Raw genomic sequence first — 20,450 nt, forward strand, 5'->3', positions numbered from 1 at the left:
TCAGACGCGGGCGCGACGGGCCAGGCGCTCCGGGTCGAGGATGATGATGCTCTTGCCGTCCAGCCGCAGCCAGCCGCGCGAGGCGAAGTCGGCCAGTGCCTTGTTGACGGTCTCCCGGGAGGCGCCGACGAGCTGGGCGATCTCCTCCTGGGTCAGGTCGTGGGTCACCCGCAGCACGCCGCCGTCCCGGGTACCGAACCGGCCGGCCATCTGGAGCAGGTTCTTTGCCACCCGACCCGGCACGTCCGTGAAGATCAGGTCGGCGAGCGAGTCGTTGGTCCGCCGCAGCCGGCGGGCCAGCACCCGCAGCAACTGCTCGGCGATCTCCGGGCGGTTGTTCAGCCACGGACGGAGGGCCTGCTTGCGCAGCCGGACCAGGCGGGTGTCGGTCACCGCCGTGGCGGTCGCCGTACGCGGCCCGGGATCGAAGAGCGACAGCTCACCGACCATGTCCGAGGGCCCCATCACGGCGATCAGGTTCTGCCGCCCGTCGGCGGCCCGCCGACCCACCTTGATCTTCCCGGACAGGAGGATATAGAGACTGTCACCGGGCTCGCCCTCGTTGAAGACGACCTCGCCCTTGCGGACCTCGATCGTCTCCATCTCCTTCGCGAGCGCCTCGGCAGCCTCCGGGTCGACTCCCTGGAAGATCCCGCTGCGGGCCAGTACCTCGTCCATCGCGCACCTCCGCCTACGCGTGCCGTCCATCGGCCGGGTCCGCCGGTCGCTGATCCGTCGCGCGCCGCCAGTCTAGGCGCACGTGAGCAGCAATCAGAGCCGCACCCCTGGGAATCTTGATCCGGGGGCAACCGTCCTGACCTCGTCGCCCGTTATCATTGCCCACCTCCGCCCGGTCCGCACCACCCGGGTACGTCCGCAGGTCGTAGGGTCGCCGGGTGCTGACCGAGCCCTTCCTGACCACCCGGGTCGAGAACGATCGTGACATCCCCCTGCTCTGCTGGCGGGCCGAACGCCCCCTTCTGATGATCAGTTCCGGTCCGTTGGGTGGTGGCATCGGCCCCCGGAACTGGTTGATCAACGCGACCGTGCCGATGTCGTACCACCGCGACGACCCCGACGCCCATCTCGCCGAACTCGCCGACCGCCTGGGCCTCGCCGGTCCCGGGGTGGGTCTGCTGACCGGGGTCGACGTGGCCGAGGTCGTCCGTCGCGTCGACGCGGGTGTGCGGGTCTGGGCCACGGTGGGGCTGGGTACCCCGATCCGGGCCGCCGAACCGTCCCTCGACGCCGAGGTTCCCGGATTGTCGCCGGCCGGGCCGGCGCCCGAGCGGGTCGGTACCGTCAACATCGTTGCCTTCGTGCCCGCCCGGCTCAGCGACGCGGCCCTGGTCAACGCGGTCGCCACGGCGACCGAGGCAAAGGCGCAGGCGCTCGCGGACCTCGGCCTCGATGCCACCGGTACCCCGACCGACTCGGTCACCATCTGTTGCCCGGCCGACGGGCCGGTGTCGGCGTACGGCGGCCCCCGGTCCCGGTGGGGGGCGCCGCTGGCCCGCGCCGTACACGCCGCCGTCCTGGCCGGCGGCGCCGCCCCCGTCGTCCCGTGGTCCGAGCGGCGAGAACCGTGAACCGGTGGTCCGAGCGGTAAGGCCGGTGAACCGGTGGTCCGAGCGGGCGGCCGGTGAACCGGTCGGCGGGCGGCTGACAGATGTCCGTCTCGGCCGTTCGGCGGTCGTCGCGGATGGCGGGTGCCCGGTAGGGTCGCGGTCGATGTACGCCTCGTCCCGCTCCCGTGGCCCCCTCGCGCTCGCGCTCGGCGCGCTGCTCGCCGTGCTGGTCGGCTGCTCACCGGCCACCGACGACCCGAGCTGGCAGCCGGGTGGCTCCACCGCCGCACCCGCGCCCGCCTCCGGGGCACCCTCGGGCACGCCGAGCGGACCGGGCACCACGGCACCGGGCGGCCGGGCGATCTCGATGTCCGCCACCGGGGACATCATCATGGGCAACGCCCCCGGTCGGCTGCCGCCCAACGGCGGTAAGGGCTTCTTCGACTCGGTGAAGGAGGCGCTCGCCGCCGACCTGGTGATGGGCAACCTCGAAGAGCCGCTCACCGACGACACCGGTACCGGCAAGTGCGGTGCCAACTCCACCCGGTGCTTCCAGTTCCGCGCCCCGCCGTCGTACGCCGCGCACCTGCGCGACGCCGGGTTCGAGCTGCTCAACCAGGCCAACAACCACGGGTACGACTACGGGCCGGTCGGTTACAAGAACACCCAGAAGGCGCTGGAGAAGTACGGACTCAAGCACACCGGCGCCCCGGACCAGATCACCGTAATCGACGTCGAGGGCGTGAAGGTGGCGGTGGCCGGTTTCTCCTCGTACGTCTGGTCCAACAGCCTGACCGACATCGCTGAGGCCGAGCAGGTGGTGGCGAAGGCCGCGACCATGGCCGACCTGGTTGTCGTGCAGGTGCACATGGGCGGCGAGGGGTCGGAGAAGACCCGGGTCAAACCGGGCACCGAGATGTTCCTCGGCGAGAACCGGGGTGACCCGATGAAGTTCTCCCGGGCGATGATCGACGCCGGCGCCGACCTGATCGTCGGGCACGGCCCGCACGTCCTGCGCGGCTTCGAGTTCTACCAGGGCCGGCTGATCGCCTACAGCCTCGGCAACTTCGCCGGTGGCGGCAACTCGCTCAGCAACACCGGCCGGCTGGGCTGGGGTGGCGTGCTCAAGGTGTCCCTCAACCCGGACGGTAGCTGGGCCGGTGGGGAGTTCATCTCCACGTACATGAACGGGATCGGCAAGCCGACCATGGACCCGGACAACCGCGGCCTCGGCCTGGCCCGGCAGTTGACCAAATCCGACTTCCCGAAGACCGGCGCGGTCTTCACCGGCGACGGGAAAATCTCCCCGCCCGACGCGGGCTGATCCGGGCTTCCGGCCGTACCGTCGAACGGACCCCGCCCCGGGCGGACACGGACGGTCGGGCGGTCGGCCGGCGTCGTTGGAACGTCACCGGACCGACGTAGGCTGGCCGGCGTGACCGCTACCTCCCTCCGCCCCTCCGAGACCGAGCTTGGTCGCAAGCGGCGGGCCCGCCGCATCGGCCGACTGCTCACCGAGACACACCCCGACGCGCACTGCGAGCTGGACCACGCCAACCCGCTGGAACTCGCGGTCGCCACCATCCTGTCCGCCCAGTGCACGGACAAGAGGGTCAACGAGGTCACGCCGAAGCTCTTCGCCCGCTATCCGACCGCCGCCGACTACGCCGGGGCGGACCGGACCGAGTTGGAGGAGCTGATCCGGCCGACCGGGTTCTTCCGTAACAAGACCGACTCGTTGATCAAGCTGGGGCGGGCCCTGGTCGAGCGGTACGACGGCCAGGTCCCCGGCCGGCTCGCGGACCTGGTCACCCTGCCCGGCATCGGTCGCAAGACGGCGAACGTGATCCTCGGCAACGCTTTCGACGTCCCGGGCATCACCGTCGACACCCACTTCCAGCGACTCGTCCGCCGGTGGGGCTGGACCACCGAGACCGACCCCGTCAAGATCGAGCACGCGATCGGCGCGCTCTTCGAGAAGCGCGACTGGACGATGCTGTCACATCGGATCATCTTCCACGGGCGGCGCGTCTGCCACGCCCGCAAGCCCGCCTGTGGCGCCTGCACCCTGGCGGCACTCTGCCCGTCGTACGGCACCGGACCGACCGAACCGGCGGTGGCGGTCAAGCTACTCAAGGGCCCCCGGGCGCGGGACCTGGCCGCGGCGGCCGGCGTCGACCCCGGGCTGGTACCCACCCAGGCGGTCGTTGCGGAGGTGCCATGACCCGCCGGTTCCTCGCCCTGCTCCTGCCGCTGCTGCTGGCCACCGCCGCCTGCACCACGGATGACCCGCAGTCGGAGCCGTCCGGCCCGCCGCCCTTCGCCGACTGTGCCGCGCTGACCGCCGCCCCGGCCACCGGGGTACCGGTCGACCCCACCGGAAACCCGCCGCCCGGGGTGCCCGCCACCCTGCCGGACCTGGCCCTGCCCTGCTTCACCGACGGCGCAGCCGTCGCCCTGGACGGGCTGTCCGGTCCGGCGGTGGTCAACCTCTGGGCCTCCTGGTGCGCACCCTGCCGTAGGGAGCTGCCCGCCTTCCAGCGGCTGGCCGAGCGCTCCGCCGGGACACTGCACGTGGTCGGGGTCAACAGCCGGGACGGCCGCGAGGCGGCCCGGTCGATCGGGCTGGACTTCGGGCTGACCTTCCCGACCCTTGCCGATCCAGAGGAACAGCTTTCCCGGCAGCTCGGCCGCAACGCCCTCCCGTTGACTCTGTTCGTCGACGGGCAGGGCCGGCTCAGACACCTCGACAGCTCGGGCGCACTGGACGACGCCACGCTCACCGGCCTGGTCCGGCAGCATCTCGGGGTGGTGCCCGGGTGACCGATCAACGACCGCCGCAGTGGTTCCAGCCGCTGCTCACCCGGGTGGGCTCCGCCCGCGCCGAGGACTTCACCCGGCTGACCACCCCGACCAGCGGTGGCCGGGAGAGCGCTGTGCTGGTCCTGCTCGGCGAGCAGGACGGTACCGGCCCGGACGTGCTCATGCTCCAGCGGGCCGCCACCCTGCGTAACCACGCCGGCCAGCCGGCCTTTCCCGGCGGTGCGGCCGACCCGACCGACGTGGATGCCGCAGCCACCGCGTTGCGAGAGGCCAACGAGGAGGTGGACCTGGACCCGTCCACCGTCACCGTCCTTGCCGAACTGCCGAAGCTCTGGATCCCGGTGAGCGACTTCGTGGTCACCCCGGTGCTCGGCTGGTGGCACCGGCCGCACCCGGTCCACCCGAGGGAACCGGCCGAGGTGGCCCACGTGGCCCGGCTGCCGATCGCCGAACTGGTCGACCCGGAGAACCGGATGCGGGTACGGCATCCCAGTGGCTGGATCGGGCCGGCGTTCTCCGCCCGGGGGATGCTGGTCTGGGGCTTCACCGCCGGGGTGCTCGCCGCCCTGCTGGAGATGGGCGACTGGGCCCGGCCCTGGCCGCGTGACCGGGTGATCGACCTGCCGCCGCCCGGTGCCGCCCCGGCCCCGTCGGCCGGCACCGATCCGGCCGACGAGATGACCGGCCCCCTACCCTGAACGTCACCTGCCGGGAACCGGGAGCCGGCCGGAACCGGGAGCCGGCCGGAACCGACGGCCGGCCGCCCTCGGGTCGGCGCGGCCCCGACCGGGCCGGCTCCCCGTAGGCTGGACAGGTGTCCGCGGTGGATGTCATTCTGCTCCTGCTCATGCTGGTGTTCGCGATCAGCGGCTACCGGCAGGGCTTCGTCATCGGGGTGCTGTCGTTCACCGGGTTCTTTCTCGGCGCGCTGATCGGCCTGCAACTCGGTCCGCTGCTCGCCGAGCAGTTCAGCAGCGGCGCGATGCGAGTGGTCGTCGCACTCATCGCCATCTTCGGACTGGCGGTGCTCGGCCAGGCGCTCGCCGGCTGGGTCGGCTCCCATCTGCGGCACGCGATCACCAGTCGCGCCGCCCGTAAGGCCGACGACATCGGTGGCGCCTTCGTCTCCCTCTTCGCCGTGCTGCTCGTCGCCTGGCTGGTGGCCGTACCGCTCGGCTCGTCCTCACTGCCCTGGCTGGCGAGTTCGGTCCGGAACAGCGCACTGCTCACCGTCGTCGACCGGGTGCTGCCGGACCAGGCCCAGCAGCTCTCCACGGCACTGCGCGACGCCGTGGACACCAACGGCTTCCCGGACGTGTTCGGCGACCTCGCCCCGACCCGGGCCCGCCAGGTCGAGCCGCCCGACCCGGCACTCGCCGGCTCGCCGGTGGTCGCCAACGGGCAGCGGTCCGTGGTCAAGGTGCTCGGCTCCGCGCCGAGCTGCTCGCGCCGGATCGAGGGCTCCGGGTTCGTGTACGCCGACGACCGGGTGATGACCAACGCCCACGTGGTGGCAGGTACCCGGAGCGTGTCGGTGGAGCTGGACGGCGAGCGGTACGACGGTCGGGTGGTGGTCTACGACCCGGACCGCGACCTGGCCGTGCTCCACGTACCAGACCTGCCGGGGCCGTCGATGCGGTTCGCGGCCGGGCCGGCGCCGACCGGGGCGGACGCCATCGTCCTCGGCTTCCCGCTGGACGGGCCGTACAACGCCCAGTCGGCCCGGATCCGGGACGTGGACCGGATCACCGGGCCGGACATCTACGAGGCGGGCGACGTGACCCGCGAGGTCTACACCATCCGGGCCTGGGTGCGCAGCGGCAACAGCGGCGGTCCGCTGGTCGCCCCGAACGGGCTGGTGCTCGGCGTGATCTTCGCAGCGGCGGCCGACGACCCGAACACCGGCTTCGCGGTGACCGCCGCCGAGGCGCGACCGGTCGCGATGGCCGGCGTGGAACGCACCCGCGCCGTCGGTACCGGCAACTGCACCTGACCCGCGAGCCCGCCCCCTGGTTTTGGTACCCGTACCTCCCCGCCCACCTGTGTCGTGGGAGCCGGCTTCGCCGGTGTCAACGCTGTCCGGGAACTACGGGCCCGGGGGTGTCCCTATGGGTTTCGTCAAGCGGTGATCGGTGCGGTGGGGCGGTCCGTGGCGGGGGACGATCCGGTATCGCCCGGTCGACAGCCGCAGCAGACCTCTGACTTGCCGCCTGTCGAGCTGCACCGTCTGCGCCAGCACACGAGGGTCGACTGTCCCGCCGACATGACACCGGACACACCCGCTTCGGCCCTGATCGGCCTCGACCACCGCTCTATGATCCACTCGATTTCCTGGTAGCCGCGGTGTCAGCCCCGATCCGATAGCCCGATTTCCTGAGAACGGAGTGGATCGAGGGGGTCGTGGTCTGCGATCCGGCCAGGTGAAGCGGCTGGATCGGCTGCATCGACGGCGCTGCCGAGTCGGGGATGCGAGCCGCCCGGCAGGCGCCGGCCCTGAGCTGAGCGGACCCGGTGAGCGGTGCTCCCCGACCGAGCGGACCCGCAGACGGCGCGGCCGGTCCGGTCCTGGTGGGGCGGACCGTCACGGTCGCATGTCGGCCGGAAGTGACCTGCCGTTGCCCAGCGTCGGCCGGGTCGCCGGCCGGGTGCCGGTACCCGGGGACGCCGGGCCGGTGGAGTCCGGCAGGTCCGGCCGTGCGGAGGTGTCCGCAGCCGGTACCTTGCCCGCCACCTTCGGCGCGGAGCCGAAACCCGCCACCCCGGGCGAGCTCTGGTCGTCGAGGGGATTGCGCCCGATCTGGGACACCTCGCCGTTGAGCGCGGCGACCGGATCGACCAGGCCGTAGCCGAACCGGTTGTCCCGGCCGGCCGGACCGAGGTCACGGGCCGTGGTCAGGAGCCGGTTCACCACGTCACCGGCCGGCATCTGCGGCCAGCGGGCCCGTACCAGCGCGGCGGAGGCCGCCACCAGGGGCGCCGCGAAGCTGGTGCCCTGTACCCGCCAGAAGCCGCCGGGGCGGGCACTGACCAACCCGGTCGCCGGTGCCGTGAGGACGGTCTGCGGACCGGTGACCGATCCCGTCCAGAGCGCGTCGCTCTCCCGTTCCAGGCCGGCCACCGCGATCACCCCCGGCTCCCGGGCCGGGTACCAGACCTCGGTGCCCATCGAAGCAGCGACGTTGCCGGTGCAGGCGACCACCACGACGTCCCGGGCGAACGCGTAGTCGAGTGCCGCCGCCAGGGCCGGGCTGTCGCCGTTGCCGCCCAGGGAGAGGTTGATGACCCGGGCTCCGTTGTCGACCGCCCACCGCACCCCCCTGGCGACGATGAGCGCGTCGTCGTACCGGTTCTCCGCGTCGAGGACCCGGACCGGCAGGATCCGGGCGTCCGGTGCGAGCCCCACCGCGCCGTTCGGGTCGTCGCGGTGCCCGGCGATCAGGGTGGCCACCGTCGTGCCGTGCCCGACCGGGTCGTGCTGCCCGTTACCGCTGCCGGCGACCAGGTCGAGGCCGGGGAGCACCTGCCCGGCGAGATCGGGGTGACTCGCGTCCACCCCGGAATCGATCACCGCGACCGTCACGCCACGACCGGTGGAGACCTGCCAGGCGGCTTCGGCCCGGAGTTCGCGCAACTGCCACTGCTCGTCCCGGATCGCGTCGGCCCGGACCGGGAGGTCGAGTGGACGACCCGCCGGCTGGCCCGGCGAGGCGGACGCGCCGCCCTCTGGCCGGTCGACGGTGGGCACAGCAGCGTGCGGGCTGCCGGGGACGGCACCGGAAAAGTCCGGTGTGGTCCCGGTCGTCGCCACCGCCACCCCGCCGGTCACGACCACGACGAACGCCGTCGTGGCGGCGAACCGCCGGACGACGCGACGCCCCAGCCGTAGCCCAGTCACACCTTCAGCCATTCACCCGGGCGGACACATGACGATCGGAGGTTACCCGTTTTCCGGTCCGCTTCGGAGTGTTCCTTGGATACTCGTTCAGCGAGGTTTCCCACCGGTCCGACCTGGTGACGCCTCATGACGGCGGCAGGTACGCCAGCTGCACGAGGCGTACCCCCTCGGCGCGGGTGACCAACCGGCCCCGGCCCGGCGGCAGCGGACCCGGTCGGACCGGTCCCACCAGCGGCCCCTCCTCGGGCTTGCCGGCCATCACCAGCCCGGCCGTGGAGAGTTCGTGCAAGCGTTGCATGACCGGTTCGAACAGCCCCCGGGCGGCGCCGCCGGCCCGCCGGACCAGCACCAGGTGCAGCCCCACGTCCCGGGCCTGCGGCAGGTACTCCTCCAGCGGTCGCAGCGGGTTGGTCGGTCCGGTGGCCACCAGGTCGTAGTCGTCCACCAGGATGAACAGTTCCGGCCCGGTCCACCATGACCGGTCCCGCAACTGCTGGGGCGTGACATCAGGACCGGCGATCCGCCGTTGCAGGTAGCCCGCGGCGCTCTCGATCAGGTCGGCGGTCGCGCTGGCCGCCGTACCGTAGCCGATCAGGTGTTCGCTCTGGATCGCCCCGAGCAGGCTGCGCCGGTAGTCGACCAGGATCACCCGGGCCTGCTCCGGCGCGAACCGCTGGCCGATCGTGGTGGCGAGGGCACGCAGGAACGACGACTTGCCGCACTCGGCGTCACCGAAGAGCACGAAGTGCGGCTCGGTGGCGAAGTCGAGGACCACCGGCCGCAGGTCCGACTCGGCGATGCCGACCGGCAGCCGCAGGCCGGTGCTCCCCGAGCGGTCCAGGTCGGCGTACGCGAGCACCGGCGGGAGCAGCCGCACCCGAGGAGCGGGCGGTCCCGACCAGGCCCCGGCGACCGCCTTGACCAGATCCGCCGGTTCGCCACCCGCCAGCCGGGGCTGTGCGGTCAGGAAATGCAGACTCTCCCCGGTGACGCCCCGCCCGGGGGTCTTGTCCGGCACGTTCGCCGCCGCCCGGCGGGACACCACCGAGTCGGTGGGGTCGCCGAGCCGCAGCTCTACCCGGGAGCCGAACAGGTCCCGGATCGCCGGCCGGAAGTCCATCCACCGGGTGGCCGCAGCCACCACGTGCACGCCGTAGGACAGGCCCCGGGTGGCCAGATCGGTGATCGCCGGTTCCAGGTCGTCGTACTCGCCGCGCAGCGTCGACCAGCCGTCCACCACGAGGAACACGTCGCCGAACGGGTCGCCGGAGGGCTGGCCGGTGGCCAGCGCCGAGGCCCGCCGGCGCCGGTAGTCGGCCATCGACTCGACGCCCGCCCCGGCGAACCGGCGCTCCCGGTCGGCGAGCAGGGCGGTCAGTTCCCCGACGGTACGGCGTACCGCGGTGGTGTCGGCCCGGCCGGCGACCCCACCGACATGCGGCAGATCGCGCAGCCCGGTCAACGAGCCGCCACCGAAGTCGAGGCAGTAGACCTGTACCTCGGCCGGGGTGTGGGTGAGCGCCAGGGCACAGATCAGGGTGCGCAGCAGACCCGACTTCCCGCTCTGCGGCCCACCGACCACCGCCACGTGTCCGGCCGCGCCGTCCAGGGCCAGCCAGAGCAGGTCCCGCCGCTGCTCGAAGGGCTTGTCGACCAGGGCGACCGGCACCTGCAACGCGCCGTGCAACTCGGGGTTGCCGACCCCGAGCCCCCGCACCGGGTCGGCGCCGACCGGCCCGAGCAGGTCGTCCAGGGCTGGTGGATCACCCAGCGGTGGCAGCCACACCCGGTGCGCGGGCGGCCCCTGCCCGGCGATCCGGTCCACCAGCACGTCGAGCAGCGACCCGGCGGCCGGCTCGTCCGCGGCGGTCGCCTCCACCGGCTGCGGTGCCTCTGGTACCGGCACGAAGTGCGTGGAGAAGGCGAGCAGTCGGGGCGTACCCGGGGCCGGGCCGTCCGGGCCGGAGCGGCCGTGCCGGCGGACCGGCCCGGAGACGTACGCCGCCTTGAACCGGACCAGTGGCTCGTTGCCGAACCGCAGGTAACCGTGCCCGGGGGAGCGGGGCAGTTCGTAGGCGTCCGGCACGCCGAGCACCGCCCGGGACTCCAGGGCGGAGAAGGTGCGCAGACCGACCCGGTACGACAGGTGGGTGTCCAGGCCCCGCAGCCGGCCCTCCTCCAGCCGCTGGGAGGCCAGCAGCAGGTGTACCCCGAGGGACCGGCCGAGCCGGCCGATCTGCACGAAGAGCTCGATGAAGTCCGGCTTGGCGGCGAGCAGTTCGGAGAACTCGTCGCAGACGATCAGCAGGGACGGCAGCGGGGCGAGGGCCACCCCACCGGCCCGGGCCCGCGCGTAGTCCCGGAGGCTGGCGAAGTTGCCCGAGCGGCGGAGCAGCTCCTGCCGGCGGACCAGTTCCCCGTTGATCGCGTCGACCATCCGGTCGACCAGCGGCAGCTCGTTGGCCAGGTTGGTGATCATCGCGGCGGTGTGCGGCAGCCGGTCCAGGGTGGCGAACGTCGCCCCGCCCTTGTAGTCGACCAGGACGAAGTTGAGCGCCGCCGAGCTGTGCGTCGCGGCGAGCCCGAGGACCAGCGTACGCAGCAGTTCGGACTTGCCGGACCCGGTCGCGCCGATGAGCAGCCCGTGCGGACCCATGCCGTCCTGCGCCGACTCCTTGAGGTCCAGCTCGATGGCGCCCCCGTCGACCCCGACCCCGATGGGTACCCGCAGCCGGTCCCGGTCCGGTCGGGGCGCCCAGCCCTGCTCGGTGCCCCAGTTCTCCGGGTCGCCGAAGCCGAGCAGCTCCGGTAGCCCCGGCTCGGCCCGGAGCGGCGTATCCGGCCCCTGGCCGGTGGCGGCGAGCCGCAGCGGCGCCAGTCGGCGGGCCACCGCCTCTGCCTCGGTGACGTCGAGCCGGTCCGCCGTTCCCACCTCCGCGCGGCCGTCGGCGGTCGTGCTGACCAGCCGGCCGGCGTGCAGCTCCAACAGCAGGGTGGCCCGGTCGGGTGATCGGGGCGGCGGACTGTCCAGGTCGATGACGGTGACCGCATCGATGCCGCCCTCACCGCCCAGCGTGGTCGAGCCGGTCAGGTCGCCGCCGTCCAGGACCACCACCAGGTGCGGGCCGTCGGTGGCCGGGCCGGCCGGACTGAACCGGGACCGGCTGGCCAGGACGTCGTCGAGCAGCCGTTCCAGCTCCACGGCGGAGCTGGCGACCAGCCGGGCCGGGCCGAGCGCGTCGGTCCGGGTGGGATGCTGGGCGTGCGGCAGCCACTTGACCCACTCCCAGACCGCCCGGCGCTCCGGGCCGGCGCAGACCGCGATCAGCAGCTCCTCCGGGGCGTGGAAGACGGCCAGCTGGGTCAGCGCCGCGCGGGCCAGCGCCTGCGCCTCTGCGGGCCCGGTCGTTGCCGTGACCGGTCCGGCGGTCGTGGTCACCATGACCGGTCCGGCCGTCGTTGCCATCGGCGCGCCGCCCGGGTCGCCGACCGGCACCGATCGGACGAAGACCCGGGCGAAGCTGCGCAGCGACAGGGCCACCGGCAGGTCCGGCACCACCGCGTACGCGTCCAGGAAGCGCCGGAGCGCACCGGCGGTCATCGGCTCCAGGTCCTCCAGCGGTCGGGTGACCGGCGGAACCAGCGGGGTGGCCAGGGTCTGCGGACCGAGCCCGACCCGGACCACCGCGAAGTCCGGATCGCGGGGACGGCGTTCCCAGACCCGGTGGCTGTCCACGGTCGACCAGAGCCGGGCCGGGTCGGGGTGCCGGTAGAAGAGCGCGGCCCGTTGCCGGTCGGCGGTGGTGCGTACCCGCCGACGCAGGGTGGCCAGGTGCCGGAGGTACTCACGCCGGGCGGCCATCAGCTCCGACTTGTTCGGCGAACCGGAGGCACTGCCCCAGGAGGTGACCAGCATGGCCAGCGAGGAGAGCCCGAACATGGCACCGACCACGTAGGAGTAGGCCCCGCCGCCCCGGCCGAACATCATCGCCATCGCCACCGAGCCACCGAGCATCGGCAGCAACATCAGTGCCTGCTGCCACCGGCCCCCGGTCACCGCCGGGATCTCCGGGGGCGGCTCGACCGGCACCTCTCCGACCGGGATCTCCGGTGCCGGTCGGCGTGGTGGTCGCTTGATGACGACGGTACCCAAGAGTCCTCCCAGTGCGCTCGGTAACCCGAGCCTGGCTCATGGTAGGTAAAGTTTCGTCGTCCGCGCAGCCGCCACTGATATAGAGCGACCTATTGCCGGTCGCTCTGAGGGAGAGTCGATGGGTACGGGGCTCGCCCGGGTCACGATCAGCGCACCGCACCGCCGGGTCGACGTCGCCCTGCCCGAGCAGACACCCCTCGCCGAACTCCTCCCCGAGGTGCTACGGCACGCCGGCGACGGGCTGGCCGACGACGGGGAACAGCACGGCGGCTGGGTGCTGCGGCGTACCGACGGTGTGGTGCTCTCCACCGCACAGGCCCTGCTCACCCAGGGCGTCCGGGACGGTGAGGTGCTGCATCTCGTACCGGCCCGGGCCCAGTGGCCGGAACTGGAGTACGACGACGTGGTCGAGGCGATCGCCGACGGCGCCCGGCGCCGGGGCGGCGCCTGGTCCGGCCCGGCCACCCGGATGGCCACCCTGGTCGGCGCGGGGGTGCTGCTGGCCGTCGGACTGGTCGCCGTACTGGCCGGCGGACCGGGTCAGCGGGGTGGTGGACTGCCCGCCCTCGCGGTGGCCGGGATGCTCGCCGTCGCCGGTGCCCTCGCCTCCCGCGCCTACGGCGACGCCCTGGCCGGGGCCACGCTCGCCGGGTACGCCCTGCCGTACGCCTTCGTCGGCGGGGCGCTGCTGGTCGGCACCGGCGACCCGGTCGGCCTGCCGGGGCCGCTGCGCTGGATCGGTGCGCCCGAACTGCTCGCCGGATCCGTGGCACTGCTGCTGGTCGGCGTCTTCGCCCTGGCTGCGGTGGCGTCCCGGGTACGCATCCTGGTCGCCGGTGCGACCACCGGTCTGCTCGGTGCGGTGGCGGCGCTCGGCGGGCTGGTCCTGCCGCCGGCCGGTGCGGCAGCAGTGCTGCTCTGTGCCCTGGTCCTGCTGGTCGCCGCGGTTCCGTTGCTGGCGATCCGGCTGGGCCGGGTACCGATGCCACCGATCGCGCTGCCGACGACGACATCCGACATCGGGTCCGACGGCGCCCGGGAACTACCCGACCGGGCCCGGGTCTTCACCGCCGTGGCGCGCAGCGAGGAGATGCTCAGCGGCCTGCTGACCGCGCACGCGGTCCTCGCGGTGGGCGCCATGGCCGTACTCGTCACGACGGGCGGCACCGCCGGCCGACTGCTGGTGGCGGTCTGCGCCGCCACGCTGCTGCTGCGTTCCCGGCTCTTCGTCGCGCTCCGGCACCGGGTGCCGCTGCTGGTCGCCGGGCTGGGCGGGGTGGTGCTGCTCGGCGCCGTCCTGGCCGGCGGTACCGGGCCGACCGGTCGGCTGGTGCTGATCGGGGCCGCGCTGCTGACCGCCCTGCTCACGACAGCGGCCGGTGCGACGTACGCGCACCGGCCGGCCTCGCCGTATCTGGCCCGCGCGGCGGACCTCACCGAGACCGCCCTGGTGGTCTCGGTGGTCCCCGTCGCCTGCGCGGTCCTCGGTCTCTACGCCCGGGCCCGGGGCCTGCTCGGCTGACCGGGCCGGGGCGTGCCGCGCCACGGGAGGAACGTCAGTGGTGCAAGCCCTCACCGGAGGCCTGGGACTCCTGGTGGCGCCGGTACGACGCCCGGATCTCGGCCTCGGCCTCGGTCCGACCGACCCAGGTGGCGCCCTCCACGGACTTGCCCGGCTCCAGGTCCTTGTAGACCTCGAAGAAGTGCTGGATCTCCAGCCGGTCGAACTCGCCCAGGTGGTGGATGTCGCGCAGGTGCTCCTGACGCGGGTCCTCGTAGGGCACGCAGAGGACCTTGTCGTCGCCACCCTTCTCGTCGGTCATCCGGAACATGCCGATCGTGCGGCACCGGATCAGGCAGCCGGGGAAGGTCGGCTCGGGTACCAGCACGAGCGCGTCCAGCGGGTCGCCGTCCTCGCCCAGGGTGCCCTCGATGAAGCCGTAGTCCGCCGGGTACTGGGTGGAGGTGAAGAGGGTGCGGTCCAGCCGGATCCGGCCGGTCACGTGGTCCACCTCGTACTTGTTCCGGTGACCCTTCGGGATCTCAACCGTAACGTCGAAATCCATCTCACGCTCCCTCGTTTGCCCACGCTGGCTGACGGAACCTGTGTCGGAACCGGACGGGCGAATGCTCTCCACCGGCTCCGGGCGCCACATAGTGTTCGGACCGAAGTAGTGTCACCTAGCCGGATTTTCGGATGGTGAGGAGGGGCCGGTGGGGAGGGAAGATTCACACTACCGCCCGCAGGACGGTGCGGGACCGGAGAATGGCCGGTCCGGTCCGTGGCAACAGCCGGGCGGCCCGTACCCGCTGCCACCACCCGCCGCCGGGGCCAACCAGCAGCCGGGGCCGGGGCCGGCCGCGCGACCGGCCGGGCCGCAGCAGCCGGTTCCGGCGTCTCCCGGTCGGGTCTACTCGGCCCGGGCCGCCGTTCCACCCGGCCCGCCTCCTGGTTCCGTTCCGCCCAGCCCACCGGCCGGTTCCGTTCCACCCGACCCGACTCCTGGCTCCGTTCCGCCTGGCCCGCCGGCCCGTTCCGTTCCGCCGGCTGAGCCGCCCGGCCCGGCGCCCCGGCGTCGCGGTCGCCTGCTGGCCGTGCTGGCGACGGTACTGCTGCTCGCGGTCGCGGCGGTCGGCCTGGTGGTGGTCCGGCCCGGTCCGGTGGACGGCTGGCTGGGCGGGTCGGCCGCCGGACCGGAGCCGACCGCGCCGCCGGTCGAGCCGAGCCCGTCGCCGGTGCTCGGCGAGCCGGTGGCGGCCGCCCCGTCGCCCACCCCGGAAGGGGTACGCGCAGTGCTGGACCCGCTGGTCCGGGCCGCCGCGCTCGGCGACCGGGTGCACATCTCGGTGGTCGACGTACCGTCCGGTGCCTCGCTCTACGACAACGGCGGCGACGCGCCCACCGTGCCGGCCTCGGTGACCAAGCTGGTGACCGGGGTGACCGCGCTTGCGGCTCGGGGCCCCGGTTACCGCATCCCGACCCGGGTGGTGGCCGGGCAGAACCCGGGTGAGGTGGTGATCGTCGGCGGCGGTGACCCGACCCTGGCGATCAACGCCACCGGCTTCTACCCCGGGGCCGCCCGACTGGACAAGCTGGCCGAACAGGTCAAGCAGGCGCTGGGCGGTACCGCGCCGACGGCGGTCGTGGTCGACTCCACGCTCTTCCCCGGTCCGGTGTACGGCCCCGGCTGGGACGCCGACATCCCCACCGGTGGCTTCGGCGGTGCGGTGACCGCCCTGATGACCGACGGTGCCCGCCGGGATCCGAAGGCCGGGCCGAAGTACGCCGAACGGTTCCCCGATCCCGACCTCGCCGCCGGTCAGGCGTTCGCCCGGTTGCTCGGTCTCTCCGGTGCCGCCGCCAAGGTCAGGAAGGGTGGGGCGCCGGACGCCCCGGCCGGTTCACCCGCCGCCGGCACCGCCCCGGCCCCCGGCACCGAACTGGGCCGGGTCGAGTCCCCGCCGCTGGTCCGCCTGGTCGACATCATGATCAGCAGCAGCGACAACATCATCGCCGAGGCGCTGGCCCGGCAGGTCGCGCTCGCCCGCAACCAGCCCGGGTCGTACGCCGGGGCAGCCGCCGCGATGGACGCCGTGGTCGCCGAACTCGGCCTGCCCGCCGACGAGCTCACCCTCTCCGACGGCAGCGGGCTGTCCCGCCGGAACCGGATCAGCCCCTCGCTCCTCACCGACCTGCTGGTGCTGGCCGGCAACGGGAGCCGCTCCGAACTGGCCGGCGTCTTCAGCGGCCTGCCGGTGGGCGGCTGGTCGGGCACCCTCGCCGGCCGGTACGACACGGCGGCCGGCACCACCGCCGGGGCCGGGGTGGTCCGGGCCAAGACCGGTACCCTCACCGGCGTACACGCCATCTCGGGGCTGGTCACCACGGCCGACGGGCGGCTGCTCGCGTTCGCGGTCCTGACCGACAGGGTGCCCGGCGGATCGGAGACCGCCCAGCCGGCCCTGGACCGGATCGGCGCTGCCCTCGCCGGCTGCGGGTGCCGTTGACCGCGCCTGCGGCCCGCCAGTGAGCGGTCCAGCGGGTGCCGTTGACCGCTCCTGTGCTGCCCCGACCGGTTCTGCGGCGCTGCTGACCGACCTTTCGGGTGGGTACGTCCCCACCTGAGCGGGGTTGGGGCTGTTCCGGCCCGGGTACGGTGGGGTGCATGGCGCAGTTCGTGGACTGGGATCTGGCCGCCGCCACCGCGGGGGCACTGGGCAAGTCGGGGCCCCGGGTCTCGTTCGCCGAAGCGACCGAGGTGGTGGCCGACCTGCGACGGTTGACCGACGAGGCGGCCGGGCACGTGACGACGTACACCGGGCTGCGATCCCAGGTGGAGCATCCGCCCGTCCGGGTGGTCGACCGGCGGGACTGGGCGGCGAACAACATCGCCGGCCTGCGTGAGGTGATCAACCCGCTGGTCTCCCGGCTCTCCGGCGACAAGCAGCCCGGCGCGTTGACCGAGGCGGTCGGATCCCGGCTGACCGGCGTGCAGGCCGGCACGATCCTCGCCTACCTCTCCGGCCGGGTGCTCGGGCAGTACGAGGTCTTCTCCTCCGATCCGGGTCAGTTGCTGCTGGTCGCACCGAACATCGTCGAGGTGGAACGGAAGCTCGGCGCCGACCCACGTGACTTCCGGCTCTGGGTCTGCCTGCACGAGGTCACCCACCGCACCCAGTTCACCGCCGTGCCGTGGATGCGTGGCCACTTCCTCGGCGAGGTGCAGGCGTTCGTCGACGCCTCGCAGACCGGCGGCGAGAACTTCCTCGACCGGCTCCGGCGGGGCATCGGTACCCTCTCCGACGCGGTCCGGGACCCGGAGAGCCGCACCAGCGTGCTGGACCTCGTGCAGACCCCCGGGCAGCGGGCCGTACTGGATCGGCTCACCGCCCTGATGACCCTGCTGGAGGGGCACGCCGAGTTCGTGATGGACGGCGTCGGACCGGAGGTCATCCCGAGCGTCGAGCGGATCCGGGCCGGCTTCAACCGGCGCCGCGAGTCGGGCAACCCGCTGGAGAAGGCGATCCGCAAGCTGCTCGGCGTCGAGGTCAAGATGCGCCAGTACGCCGAGGGGCGCAAGTTCGTGCACGGCGTCGTCGAACGGGTCGGCATGGCCGGCTTCAACCGGATCTTCAGCTCGCCGCTGACCCTGCCCCGGCTGGACGAACTGGGCGACCCGGATGCCTGGGTCGCCCGGGTGCACGGCCCGGTCCCCCCGTCGCCGCCGGCCGCCGACGGTCCGGTCGTCGCCTGACCCGGCCGCTGTGGCCGCGCTCGCCCCACCGGTCGCCGCGATCCGCGTCGCCGTCCGGCGGGCCCTGACCGGCGTACCCGGTCCAGGGCCGGTCCTGGTCGCCTGCTCCGGCGGAGCAGACTCACTCGCTCTCGCCGCCGCCACGGCGTTCGTGGCACCCCGGCTCGGCCGACCGGCCGGGCTGGTCACCGTCGACCACGCCCTTCAGCCCGGCTCGGCCGAGCGTGCCGGCGCCGTCGTCGAATGGGCCCGGGCGACCGGCCTCGACCCGGCCGAGCAGGTCCGGGTGGAGGTGGCCGGCCGACCGGGCGGCCCCGAGGCAGCCGCCCGGCAGGCGCGCTACGAGGCACTGGTGGCCGTCGCCCGTCGGCACCGGGCGGCAGCCGTCCTGCTCGGCCATACCCGGGACGACCAGGCCGAGACGGTGCTGCTGGCGCTCGCCCGGGGCGCCGGCCCACGGGGGCTGGCCGGGATGCCGACGGTGCGGGACCTCGACGGGGTGACCCTGCTCCGGCCACTGCTCGACATCAGCCGCGCGGAGACCCGCAGGGCGTGCAGTGTGCTCGGACTCACACCCTGGGAGGACCCGCACAACGTCGACCCGTCGTACGCCCGCGCCCGGGTACGCGCCGACGTGCTGCCGGTGCTCGTGCGGGCACTCGGCCCGGCGGTGCTGGACAACCTCGCCCGTACCGCCCGGCTCGTCGCCGCCGACACCGCCGCGCTCGACGATCTCGCCGAGGCCGCCCTGGACCGGGTGCGCAGTGCCGACGGCGGGCTGGACGTGGCCGGGCTGGCCGGGCTGGTACCGGCGGTCCGTACCCGGGTACTGCACTCCTGGGCCCGGGAACTCGGCGCCCCACCGGCTGCCCTTTCCCACCGGCACGTCGCAGCCCTGGACGCCCTCGTCACCGCGTGGCACGGCCAGGGGCCGGTGCACCTGCCCGGAGCGCTCACGGTCACCCGGCGGGACGGTCGGCTCACCGGCGGATAGCCTGCCCCCCAGGGAGGGTCTCGCCCCTCGGGGAGGATGGAGCCGTCCGCCGGTGCCGGGTAGACATGGTGGATGCCGTACCCCCGTCATCCGCTGTACGCCCCGCACGGCGCCGTCGCCACCAGCCACCCGCTCGCCGCGGCAGCCGGCCTCGCGGTGCTGCGGTGCGGCGGTAACGCCGTCGACGCCGCGCTCGCCACCGCGATCGCCCTCACCGTGGTCCAGCCGGGCAGCAACGGCATCGGGGGTGACCTGTTCGCGATCGTGTGGCACGACGGGCGGCCGTACGGGCTGAACGCCTCCGGCCGGTCCCCGGCGGCGCTGACCCGGGAGGCGGTGCTCGCCGCCACCGGTGGCCGGGGCGTACCACCGGTCGATGCGCTCGGCGGCGCCCAGTCGGTCGGACCGGCGGTCCCGGCCCGGGGCTGGCTCCCGGTCACCGTCCCCGGGGTCCCGGCCGGCTGGCGGGACCTGCACGACCGGTTCGGCGTGCTGCCCTTCGCCGACCTCTTCACCGACGCCATCGGCTACGCCGAACACGGGCACCCGGTCTCCACCGGCGCGGCGCAGGCCTGGAGCCGGGCGGCCGACGAACACGCCCGGTTGACCGGACCCGAGTTCGCGGAGTGGAGCCGGGTGTTCACCATCACCGGCCGGGCACCCCGACCCGGACAGCGGTGGCGGAACCCGGACCTCGCCGCCACCCTGCGCCGGATCGCGTCGACCGGTGCCGCCGACTTCTACACCGGCGCGACCGCCGAGGCCCTCGGCGCGTATGCCGCCCGGACCGGTGGCCTGCTCACCGCAGCGGACCTGGCCGCCCACCACTCCACCTGGGTCGACCCGGTGAGCGTCGACTACCGGGGGCACCAGGTGTGGGAGTTGCCGCCGAACGGGCAGGGCGTCGCCGCGCTACTCGCCCTCGGCATCCTCGACGGGACGGACCCGGCCGGACTGCCAGCCGAGGAGCGGGTGCACCGGCAGATCGAGGCGACCAAGCTCGGGTTCGCCGACGCGCACGCGTACGTCGCCGACCCGGACCGGGTGGACGTGCCGCTGGCCGGTCTGCTCGACCCGGGTACCTGGCCGCCCGGCGGGCGCTGGTCGGCGACCGGGCCGGCGAACCGGACGCCGGGGAACCCGAACGGGGTGGGACGGTCTACCTCTGCACCGCCGATGCCGACGGCATGATGGTCAGCCTGATCCAGTCCACCTACCTGGGTTTCGGGTCGCACGTGGTACTGCCCGGCCACGGGTTCGGGTTGCAGAACCGGGGCACCGGTTTCCGCCTCGACCCGGACCACCCGAACGTGGTCGGGCCGGCGAAACGCCCCTTCCACACCATCATCCCCGGTTTCCTCAGCCGGGAGGGTGCGGCGGTGGGTCCGTTCGGGGTGATGGGCGGGCACATGCAACCCCAGGGGCACGCCCAGCTCGTCTCGGCCACCCTCGACCAGGGGCTCGACCCGCAGGCCGCGCTGGCCGCACCCCGGTGGTACTGGCACGCCGGCCGGACCGTGCTCGTCGAGCGGGAACTGCGGGACGACGCCGGCGGCGCCGAACTCGTCAGCCGGCTCCGGGCCCGGGGACACCAGGTAGCCGTCGTGGACTCGCCGGCCACCTTCGGGTACGGCCAGGCGATCTGGCGCCTCCCCGGGGGCGGGTACGTCGCCGGCTCCGAGCCCCGGGTGGACGGCTGCGCCCTCGGCTGGTGACCGGGCCGGAGGCCCGGCACGACCGTTGGACCGCGCCGACCAGGCGT

Annotated in this window: 14 protein-coding genes and 1 pseudogene; 11 read left to right on the forward strand and 4 right to left on the reverse strand. The window is 73.7% G+C overall.

Annotation, left to right across the window (positions count from 1 at the left end):
* Positions 1 to 678: a Crp/Fnr family transcriptional regulator gene (locus tag V6U90_RS11550; RefSeq protein WP_007073398.1), complete on the reverse strand. Its 678-nt coding sequence runs from the start codon at positions 676 to 678 to the stop codon at positions 1 to 3.
* A gap of 218 nt (positions 679 to 896) precedes the next feature.
* Between V6U90_RS11550 and V6U90_RS11555 the strand changes: the two genes are divergently transcribed.
* The 6 genes from V6U90_RS11555 (at position 897) to V6U90_RS11580 (ending at position 6,384) form a co-directional block, all read left to right on the forward strand.
* Entirely contained in the window at positions 897 to 1,589 is a 693-nt protein-coding gene (locus V6U90_RS11555; protein WP_334434381.1) for an adenosylcobinamide amidohydrolase, read from the forward strand.
* Between the two features lie 142 nt (positions 1,590 to 1,731).
* Positions 1,732 to 2,892, forward strand: coding sequence for a CapA family protein (locus V6U90_RS11560; RefSeq protein ID WP_334434383.1), 1,161 nt, complete (start codon positions 1,732 to 1,734; stop codon positions 2,890 to 2,892).
* 102 nt (positions 2,893 to 2,994) lie between these two features.
* Positions 2,995 to 3,792 carry an endonuclease III gene (gene nth, locus V6U90_RS11565; protein ID WP_442933572.1) on the forward strand — a complete coding sequence of 266 codons (798 nt, stop codon included), beginning with the start codon at positions 2,995 to 2,997 and terminating at the stop codon, positions 3,790 to 3,792.
* Complete coding sequence (locus V6U90_RS11570) at positions 3,789 to 4,391, forward strand: TlpA family protein disulfide reductase (protein WP_334434387.1); 603 nt, start codon at positions 3,789 to 3,791, stop codon at positions 4,389 to 4,391. Before nth ends, V6U90_RS11570 begins: the two co-directional genes overlap by 4 nt.
* Complete coding sequence (locus V6U90_RS11575) at positions 4,388 to 5,089, forward strand: NUDIX hydrolase (RefSeq protein ID WP_334434389.1); 702 nt, start codon at positions 4,388 to 4,390, stop codon at positions 5,087 to 5,089. Before V6U90_RS11570 ends, V6U90_RS11575 begins: the two co-directional genes overlap by 4 nt.
* Before the next feature lie 116 nt (positions 5,090 to 5,205).
* Positions 5,206 to 6,384 (forward strand): MarP family serine protease, encoded by a 1,179-nt coding sequence (locus V6U90_RS11580; RefSeq protein ID WP_334434391.1) that lies wholly within the window; start codon positions 5,206 to 5,208, stop codon positions 6,382 to 6,384.
* 588 nt (positions 6,385 to 6,972) lie between these two features.
* On the opposite strand, the gene mycP is transcribed toward V6U90_RS11580, so the two are convergent.
* Together mycP and eccCa are read right to left on the reverse strand one after the other, a co-directional pair.
* Positions 6,973 to 8,298, reverse strand: a complete 1,326-nt coding sequence (gene mycP, locus V6U90_RS11585; protein ID WP_334434393.1) for a type VII secretion-associated serine protease mycosin — start codon at positions 8,296 to 8,298, stop codon at positions 6,973 to 6,975.
* A 112-nt stretch (positions 8,299 to 8,410) separates the two neighbouring features.
* On the reverse strand, positions 8,411 to 12,439 hold the full coding sequence (gene eccCa / locus V6U90_RS11590; protein ID WP_334434395.1) for a type VII secretion protein EccCa: 4,029 nt from the start codon (positions 12,437 to 12,439) through the stop codon (positions 8,411 to 8,413).
* Between the two features lie 118 nt (positions 12,440 to 12,557).
* On the opposite strand from eccCa, the gene eccD reads away from it, so the two are divergent.
* A complete protein-coding gene (eccD, locus tag V6U90_RS11595; RefSeq protein ID WP_334434397.1) occupies positions 12,558 to 13,961 on the forward strand; it encodes a type VII secretion integral membrane protein EccD in 1,404 nt (467 codons plus the stop codon).
* A gap of 34 nt (positions 13,962 to 13,995) precedes the next feature.
* Here eccD and V6U90_RS11600 read toward each other — a convergent pair whose 3' ends face one another.
* On the reverse strand, positions 13,996 to 14,505 hold the full coding sequence (locus tag V6U90_RS11600; protein WP_334434399.1) for an inorganic diphosphatase: 510 nt from the start codon (positions 14,503 to 14,505) through the stop codon (positions 13,996 to 13,998).
* Positions 14,506 to 15,025: 520 nt separating this feature from the next.
* Here V6U90_RS11600 and dacB point away from each other — a divergent pair.
* From dacB to V6U90_RS11620, 4 genes and pseudogenes are all read left to right on the forward strand, one after another.
* Positions 15,026 to 16,447 carry a D-alanyl-D-alanine carboxypeptidase/D-alanyl-D-alanine endopeptidase gene (dacB, locus tag V6U90_RS11605; RefSeq protein ID WP_334434454.1) on the forward strand — a complete coding sequence of 474 codons (1,422 nt, stop codon included), beginning with the start codon at positions 15,026 to 15,028 and terminating at the stop codon, positions 16,445 to 16,447.
* A 158-nt stretch (positions 16,448 to 16,605) separates the two neighbouring features.
* The gene (locus tag V6U90_RS11610) at positions 16,606 to 17,694 is read left to right on the forward strand and encodes a zinc-dependent metalloprotease (protein WP_334434401.1); all 1,089 of its coding nucleotides are present in this window, start codon (positions 16,606 to 16,608) and stop codon (positions 17,692 to 17,694) included.
* Between the two features lie 10 nt (positions 17,695 to 17,704).
* Positions 17,705 to 18,688, forward strand: a complete 984-nt coding sequence (gene tilS / locus V6U90_RS11615) for a tRNA lysidine(34) synthetase TilS (RefSeq protein WP_334434403.1) — start codon at positions 17,705 to 17,707, stop codon at positions 18,686 to 18,688.
* 72 nt (positions 18,689 to 18,760) lie between these two features.
* Positions 18,761 to 20,403, forward strand: a pseudogene (locus tag V6U90_RS11620) (gamma-glutamyltransferase family protein).
* The last annotated feature ends 47 nt before the right edge of the window (positions 20,404 to 20,450 follow it).

The organism is Micromonospora sp. CPCC 206060, from assembly GCF_036906895.1.
Lineage (GTDB): Bacteria > Actinomycetota > Actinomycetes > Mycobacteriales > Micromonosporaceae > Micromonospora.